The following is a 7,455-nucleotide window of genomic DNA, read 5'->3' on the forward strand; positions in this document are numbered from 1 at the left end:
CGATTCACCTTCGCAACTGATTGGCCTGAAGCGAATTACTGAAAAACTGGGCCACGAGGTGATCACAGCGGAAGACGGTTCAGCGGGGGTCGAGGTGGCCAAGCGCGAACTGCCCGATCTCATTCTCATGGACGTGGTGATGCCCAACCTCAACGGGTTCCAGGCCACGCGTACCTTGGCCAAGGATCCGAAGACGAGCCACATTCCAATCATCCTTGTGACAACCAAGGATCAGGAAACCGACCGCGTCTGGGGCATGCGCCAGGGCGCAAGGACCTATGTGACCAAGCCGATCAACGAAGAAGAGTTGATCAAGGCGATCAATGAGCATATGCCCTGAAGGGTCGGGAATTGGGGATCAGGGATTCGGAAAAAGCCGGGTGTAGCACTCTTCCGGCTTTTCGACCGATGTCCCTGGAGAGTCCAATGCGTTGAGTCGGGCTCGATGCGGCGACATTGCGCTCGTTCGAATCCCGACTCCCTAATCCCGCCAGCACACAGACTGGAAATCCCGGCTCCCGATCCGCGGCGCTAGCGCCGCGGATTGAAATCAAACGTCGAAGCCATCGTCTCGTAAAAGGCCTTCTGTTCGTCGGTCTCGGCCTTGGGTGTGTGGATCTCGAGCACCACGATCTGATCGCCCGGAGTCTTGCCAGGCCAGCCTCTGCCGCGCAAGCGCAGCTTGCGGCCACTATCTGATCCGGCGGGAACCCGCAGCTCGACCTCACCGGCCAGCGTAGGCACGGTCACGGATGCTCCCAGTGCGGCTTCCCAGGGGGTAATCGGGACGACGCAGGTGATGGTATTTCCTTCCAGCTTGAAGCGGCTGTCTTCGCGTACGCCGACTTCGAGCAGCAAGTCGCCAGCAGGGCCTCCTTGCGCGCCGGGATTGCCCTGCCCACTCAGGCGAATGGTTCGACCGGGCTCAATACCCGCCGGAATCTTGATCTCGAGCGTGCGTTCGCCCTGAACCGGATCGCGCAGGGTGATGCGTTCGCGCGCGCCACTGAATGCCGAGGCCAGATCAATTTGCACTTTCGCCTGCAGGTCACTGCCCCGACGTGGACCGCCATGCCCACGGGGCCTGGCTCCCCCACGACCAAAAATCGATTCGAAGAAGTCGCTGAAGTCTTCACCCTGGAAACCGCCATTGCCGCCCGGCCCACCCTGACCGCCCTGCCAGTTGGGTGGTGGGCGAAATTCGTCACCGGCTCGATAACCGCCCGCGCGCAGATTGTCGTACTCGCGACGACGCTCTGTGTCCTTGAGGGCCTCGTAGGCCTCGTTGACCGACTTGAATTTTTCCTCGGCGCCGGCCTCCTTGCTCACATCCGGATGAAACTTGCGCGCAAGTTTCCGATACGAGCGCTTGATTTCGGCGTCCGTGGCGTCGGGCTTTACGCCCAGGGTGTCGTAGTAATCCTTGAACTGCATGTCTCACCCTGACTACAAACAAATAAAGCCTGCGGCAAGTCTACCTGCCGCAGGCTGATGACGTCCGATCGCTGCCCGCGGAATCAGGCGTTGATCGTGATCCTGCGCGGCGTGGTTTCCGGTTTCTTCGGGATCGAAATTTCGAGGACGCCGTTGCGGCCGGTAGCACTGATGTTATCCGCATCCGCGCTGTCTGGCAGGGCGAAACGCCGGTGGAACGTGCCATGCACGCGCTCAACCCTGGTGAACTTGCCGCTTTCGTCGGTGAAGTCCGAAGCCCGATCACCCTTGATCGTGAGGATGCCCTTGTCCATGTTCACTTCGATGGTTTGTGGATCAACGCCAGGCACGTCGGCGAAAATCACGAAGCGCTTGTCTTCTTCGCGGATATCGACGCGCGGCACCCACTGGCTGGTGACCACGCTCGACTGGTCGGTATCATCGTTGTTGATGAAACGATCGAAGACCTGGCGCAAGTCGCGCTGCAGCCCATTACCGACGTTCCATGCTGAATTGTGAATGGTGTTCATTGTGGTAGTCCTTGATCGAGTGCGGCAGGAAGCGCCGCGTTGACCAAAAAATAGGGTTGACCCACTGCGTTTCAAGGGCTAGACCTTCGAATATTGAAGCAACGCTCAGGTCATTGTCCGTATGATGACCGGCCTGTAACCCCAACCCGAAACAAGGACCTGATCGATGAGCATCCAGATTGGCGAGAAAATCCCGATGGCCACACTCAACACGCTGAAGGACGGCGTGCAGGCCGTGACCACCGATGAACTGTTCAAGGGACGCAAGCTTGTCCTGTTTTCCGTACCAGGCGCGTTTACCCCGACTTGCTCGGCCAAGCACCTGCCGGGCTACGTCGAAAAGATGGATGCGTTCAAGGCCAAGGGCGTCGACGTGGCCTGCATGTCGGTCAATGATGCGTTCGTGATGGACGCGTGGGCGAAGCAGCAGGGCGTACCGGCCGAATTGACCATGCTCGCCGATGGCAATGGTGCTTTCGCCGAGTCGCTTGGTCTCAAGTTCGATGCCAGCGCATTCGGCATGGGCGAGCGCGCAAAGCGGTTCGCACTCTACGCCGAGGATGGCGTCGTCAAGGTGCTCCAGGTCGAGGCGCCCGGCGAATTCAAGGTTTCCAGTGCGGAAGCCATGCTTGAAGCCATTGCCTGATTTCCAACGAGCCGGCACGGCACCAGTAAGCGCTGGACTCCGTAAAACCGCCTGATCGCAATCAGGCGGTTTTTGCTGGGTTCCTGCGCCGACTGGAATCCGTCTGTAGCCATTCGCGAATTCGCGCATAGGCATCCTGGCTATTGAGCAACCCCAGATGGTTGGTCCGATAGCCGATCCAGCGCCTCGATTCCGGCAGTCCCAGGTTCTTTTTCAGGTTCCTGTGCATGCCGAGGGCACTATGCACTGGCACCAGCCCGTCTCCGGCGAGCCGCTCACCCAGCGAACCGGCCTTCTTCGAAACAGATCCCGCGATGGCGTAGCAGCGCACGCCACGCGGCAAGGGCAGTACCTCGTGATTCCTTGCGTGCGACTTGAAGCGATCCCGATCCTGCCAGTCGGCATCATCAAGATTGGCGTGACGCAAATCGGTGATACCTGCGCTACGAACCTTGCCAAGACGCGACAGAGCCGCCGTGTAAGGACTGGCACCGAGCACGGCATCCAGCCTGTTGCCATTGCGCTCCAGCGGCGAACCGTAGTGCGGCGTTCCAATGAAGACGAGTTCGCGCAGGGATTTGAGCCAGGTGAATTTCGAGCGCCTGGCGTGTTCGCATGCACTGCGCGCGATCAGTCCACCCATGCTGTAGCCGATGATGGAAACCTGCTCGACCGGTACAGGCCACGCACGCAGCAATTGCTCAAGCAGCGCGGAAAATTCCTGCCCATTGGTCGAAACGTGCAAGCCGCTGTTGTAGTGCAGATAGACCGGCGTATAGCCGGCATCCTGGGAAAGCGACTGGCCATGGTCGTGACCTTGCCGATTCCACTGCAGGTCACCCATGCACAGGCCGTGGGCGAGAACGAGGATCTTCCCGCTTGCCTCGGGGATTGCCTGCTGGAGCGATTCGCGATCGATCACCAGCGGAATCCCCTCGCGGCGCAGGCTCATCTTGATCTGCAACGGACTTCCGGTTTGCGCGAGGTAGTCGCCTATGACGCCATTCAGCGCTGAAACAAGTATCTCACGCTGCCTGCTGACACCCGCGGGCAGCTCAGTCGGGGTCACTTTCTGCAGGACGAAATCGATACTGCTTCCAACCTGTCGGGTGACACCGCGAACGCTTCTATAGACGAAACCGGTGATTCCGCGCGCAGGCTCTTCCGACGCCGTACCGAGTACGCCCGGCAGCCGCGAAATGTTGTGATGCATGTTCTCGAGCAGATCGGTGACCGCAATCGTGGCATCGGTGGCCAAACGACTGTAGGCGCGCAGATCGGCGGCACGAATCGGGGAATACTTGAGCATGGCTCATCGGTTCCAGGCTGGACACGGTCTTTCCAGCCGACAGCAATAGCAGGATCGGGTCGAGCAGGTGCTCTATTTGCCCCATTCTGCCCATCCGCCGACAGTCCGCGCTGGATCAGATCAGCTTTCCCTGACAAGCCTGACCAGACCACCGACATCGAAGCTGCGCGCTTTGGCCTGAATTTCAGTCTCGTTGCGACCCAACATGCCCTTGGCGTCTGCCAGCAAGCCCAGGTAGGTTTCTCGCAAAGTCTTGGCGTCGAGCTGGCGACCGGCTTCGTAGTAGCGACGGGCGAGATGGCCAAGCGCATAGGTACTGGTGAAGCTCATGCCCGAACTGACAGCCTGGCGCCCGATCCCGCCGAGCAAGCGACCACCGATCGCCCCGAGTACCCCGCCAAGCAGGCGACGTCCGGTCTGCTCGAGAAATTGAGAGGTCAGGCCTACGCCCGCCGTGGCAAGAAAATCCTTGACGTGGCCACTGTCCAGCTCGAATCCATAGGACTTGCCGATTCGATACACCAGCTTCATCTGCAACGGGATGATGGCCATCGTTGCCAGCGCCTCCGGCAACAGTTCGAGGGCGCCATTGAGTATGGCGGCATCCAGAATGATCTTGTCCTGCTCTGCCCGGGTCATCGACGACGCACCGGTTTGCACAGCATCATCGAGTGGCGTTGCTGCAAGGGCGTCGGCTTCGCGCACGTGAGCCACGACAAGATTCGCGTCGAGCGCCAGTGCATCGCGCAATTTCTCGAGAAACTCGCGCTCGGCAGCCGACTGGACGCCATCCGCATCGCAGACACATACGGCCATTTCGTAAGCCGATTTTCGCGCCTCTTGTGACCCGAGCGCCTGGACCAGGCCATCCATGTCAGCCCCGGACTGCACGGCCGACGAGAGGTTCGCCTGCGCTCCCAGCGTGTCCGCAATTTCGCGAATCTTGTCGCGCTCGCGCTCATGCTTGCTGCTGTCTGCATACGCTGCCATCAGGCACAAACTCATGATGGCGGTTTGTTCGGACTGGTGCATGCCTGCCTCCGCGAAAAAGAAGAATTCGAGCCCACTGCCACAACATGGTATTCGAGTCCGCCACGCACAAGGCCCAGCACCTCAAGTTCCGGACTGCCATGCATTGTGTGTCCAGATATGCGAGCCGGACTACGGCATGGTTCAATATGCCATCTCCAACCTGACGCCGCGGCAGGACAATTCTTTTCATCATGTCTATTCCCGCTGAAGTCATTGCAAACGAGACCCCGGCACCGACTCCGGAGCTACCGTCAACGGCTTTTCCGATCCTGATCAGCCTCAGCGTATGCCATTTGCTCAACGACATGATCCAGTCGTTGCTGCCGGCGATCTACCCACTGCTGAAAACCAGTTTCGCCCTGGATTTCGGCCAGATCGGCCTGATCACCCTGACCTTCCAGATCACGGCATCCCTGCTGCAGCCCATGATCGGCATGCTCACCGATCGACATCCGAAACCCTACTCGCTGGTCATTGGCATGGGATCGACGCTGATCGGCCTGCTCCTGTTATCGCAAGCGCCCAGCTTCACCATGCTGCTGGTTGCTGCGGCCCTGATCGGCACCGGCTCTGCAGTGTTCCATCCCGAGTCTTCGCGCATCGCAAGATTGGCATCCGGCGGTCGCCACGGCCTCGCGCAATCCGTGTTCCAGGTCGGGGGCAACCTCGGCTCGGCCATGGGCCCGCTACTGGCCGCCTTCATCATCATGCCAAGGGGTCAGTCCAGCATTGCCTGGTTTGCCGTGGCCGCAGCAGTTGCCATCATCCTGCTTACCCGCATCGGGCATTGGTATCGCTCGCAGCTCCCTTTGGCGAAACACCACCGGAAACGAACAGAGGTGGAGACGCATCTGACAAGACGGCAAGTCATTGCTGCCCTGCTCGTTCTAGGCATGCTGATCTTCTCCAAGTATTTCTATCTGGCCAGCCTGTCCAGCTATTACACGTTTTACCTGATGCACAAGTTTGATGTCAGCGTGCAAAGCGCGCAGCTGCACTTGTTCGTGTTCCTCGGTGCAGTCGCGGCAGGCACGATCATTGGCGGCCCGGTAGGCGATCGCATCGGGCGTCGCTATGTGATCTGGGGATCCATTCTCGGCGTACTGCCATTCACTCTGCTGCTACCGCATGCCAACCTGCTCTGGACCACGCTGCTGACCGTGGTCATCGGCGTCGTGCTTGCGTCTGCTTTCTCGGCGATTCTGGTGTTTGCCCAGGAATTGGTGCCCGGCCGCACCGGAATGATTTCCGGCCTGTTCTTCGGCTTTGCGTTTGGCATGGGTGGCATCGGCGCGGCTGTACTTGGTCAACTCGCCGACCATGTGGGCATCGAAGCGGTCTACCGCATATGTGCCTGGCTACCGGCAATCGGATTGCTCGCCTGGTTTCTTCCGCGCCAGGAATCAGCGGGCTGGCATTGATCGACAGTCGAACCGCGAGATCAGGTTCGCTTGGTGCGTGAGACCACGAATACTCCGACCAGGACAAGGGCCGTGCCTGCGATCTGCCAGGGCCCCATCGGTTCGCCCAGCAGGAGCAGGCTGAGCACGATGGTGGAGACCGGGCCGAGCATGCCGATCTGGGCGGTAATCGCAGGGCCGATGCGCGCTACTGCCATCATCACGGCGAGTACCGGAAGCACGGTGCAGAAAGTGCCGTTCAACAGCGACAACCACCACACCTCGTTCGGCAGCGCGAATGCCATGCCGAGCGGACGCAACAGAAGGTACTGGCCGATACAAAGCACGCAGGCCACCGAACTCGCATAGGCGGTCAGACGGATTGCACCGACCCTGGCAACGATTTCGCCACTGCCAACCAGGTACAGCGAATAGCTCAGCGCGCTGAGAAACACCAGTCCGCCACCGAGGGCGATGTTGCCGCCGCCGACAGACAAGTCATGTGCGAACGCCAGGATGACGCCTGCGTAGCTGATCAGCAAAGCCAGCAACTGGCGCGGCGTAACGGGGCGCTTGAACGCCAGTACGCCGATCAGCAGGACGATGGTCGGTGTCAGGTAGAGAATCAGCCGCTCAAGCGTAGCCGTGATGTAGGCGAGCCCCAGGAAGTCCAGAAAGCTCGCGAGGTAGTAGCCGAGGAATCCAAGCACTATGATTTTCCAGCGATCAGCAGGCAACAACGGCGTGATCCGGCGCCGCGACGACCACCATCCGAGCAGCAGGAAGAACGGCAGTGCAACCAGCATGCGCAAGGCCAGCAAGGTGATCGCGTCAGCGCCGTAGCGGAATCCCAGCTTGACGATGATGGCCTTGCCGGAAAACGCAATTGCCCCGACTGCCGCAAGCAGGATGCCCGTCAGCGCATGCGACTGCGCCTGCCGGGGATCGGCAGAATTCACTTATTCCAGTTCCAGTGCCGCTTCAAGCAGGCGATGGATGAGTGCCTGGGTCGGTGCGGCCTTGATCGCATCGTAGGCGAACGAATGCTCATCCATGTAGTTGCGCTGCGAAAGCTCCAACTGGACAGCATCGATGCCCTGTTCC

8 protein-coding genes are annotated in these 7,455 nt (G+C 60.0%); 3 read left to right on the forward strand and 5 right to left on the reverse strand.

Features of this window, described 5'->3' with window-relative positions; genetic code table 11:
• The coding region (locus WBP53_RS05890; protein ID WP_423926890.1) for a response regulator at positions 1 to 340 on the forward strand (340 nt) is incomplete at its 5' end.
• 191 nt (positions 341 to 531) lie between these two features.
• Here WBP53_RS05890 and WBP53_RS05895 read toward each other — a convergent pair.
• A complete protein-coding gene (locus WBP53_RS05895; RefSeq protein WP_423926892.1) occupies positions 532 to 1,434 on the reverse strand; it encodes a DnaJ C-terminal domain-containing protein in 903 nt (300 codons plus the stop codon).
• Between the two features lie 83 nt (positions 1,435 to 1,517).
• On the reverse strand, positions 1,518 to 1,964 hold the full coding sequence (locus WBP53_RS05900; protein ID WP_423926894.1) for an Hsp20/alpha crystallin family protein: 447 nt from the start codon (positions 1,962 to 1,964) through the stop codon (positions 1,518 to 1,520).
• A gap of 166 nt (positions 1,965 to 2,130) precedes the next feature.
• Here WBP53_RS05900 and WBP53_RS05905 point away from each other — a divergent pair, with 166 nt between their 5' ends.
• Positions 2,131 to 2,610: a peroxiredoxin gene (locus tag WBP53_RS05905; RefSeq protein ID WP_423926896.1), complete on the forward strand. Its 480-nt coding sequence runs from the start codon at positions 2,131 to 2,133 to the stop codon at positions 2,608 to 2,610.
• Positions 2,611 to 2,671: 61 nt separating this feature from the next.
• Here the strand turns inward: WBP53_RS05905 and WBP53_RS05910 are convergent, their stop codons facing one another.
• Positions 2,672 to 3,919, reverse strand: coding sequence for a hypothetical protein (locus tag WBP53_RS05910; RefSeq protein ID WP_423926898.1), 1,248 nt, complete (start codon positions 3,917 to 3,919; stop codon positions 2,672 to 2,674).
• 120 nt (positions 3,920 to 4,039) lie between these two features.
• Entirely contained in the window at positions 4,040 to 4,951 is a 912-nt protein-coding gene (locus tag WBP53_RS05915) for a DUF533 domain-containing protein (RefSeq protein ID WP_423926900.1), read from the reverse strand.
• 191 nt (positions 4,952 to 5,142) lie between these two features.
• Between WBP53_RS05915 and WBP53_RS05920 the strand changes: the two genes are divergently transcribed.
• Positions 5,143 to 6,372, forward strand: a complete 1,230-nt coding sequence (locus WBP53_RS05920; RefSeq protein WP_423926902.1) for an MFS transporter — start codon at positions 5,143 to 5,145, stop codon at positions 6,370 to 6,372.
• Positions 6,373 to 6,392: 20 nt separating this feature from the next.
• On the opposite strand, the gene WBP53_RS05925 is transcribed toward WBP53_RS05920, so the two are convergent.
• Positions 6,393 to 7,310 (reverse strand): DMT family transporter, encoded by a 918-nt coding sequence (locus WBP53_RS05925; RefSeq protein WP_423926904.1) that lies wholly within the window; start codon positions 7,308 to 7,310, stop codon positions 6,393 to 6,395.
• Positions 7,311 to 7,455 lie beyond the last annotated feature (145 nt).

Origin of the sequence: Dokdonella sp., from assembly GCF_049593775.1 — a bacterium.
In the GTDB taxonomy this organism is placed as follows: Bacteria; Pseudomonadota; Gammaproteobacteria; order Xanthomonadales; family Rhodanobacteraceae; genus Dokdonella.

What these genes read in the sequence shown, in the direction of transcription:
- WBP53_RS05905 (WP_423926896.1), top strand. Translation starts at nt 2,131, where the DNA reads ATGAGCATCCAGATTGGCGAGAAAATCCCGATGGCCACACTCAACACG.
- WBP53_RS05895 (WP_423926892.1), bottom strand. Translation starts at nt 1,434, where the DNA reads ATGCAGTTCAAGGATTACTACGACACCCTGGGCGTAAAGCCCGACGCC.
- WBP53_RS05915 (WP_423926900.1), bottom strand. Translation starts at nt 4,951, where the DNA reads ATGCACCAGTCCGAACAAACCGCCATCATGAGTTTGTGCCTGATGGCA.
- WBP53_RS05910 (WP_423926898.1), bottom strand. Translation starts at nt 3,919, where the DNA reads ATGCTCAAGTATTCCCCGATTCGTGCCGCCGATCTGCGCGCCTACAGT.
- WBP53_RS05900 (WP_423926894.1), bottom strand. Translation starts at nt 1,964, where the DNA reads ATGAACACCATTCACAATTCAGCATGGAACGTCGGTAATGGGCTGCAG.
- WBP53_RS05920 (WP_423926902.1), top strand. Translation starts at nt 5,143, where the DNA reads ATGTCTATTCCCGCTGAAGTCATTGCAAACGAGACCCCGGCACCGACT.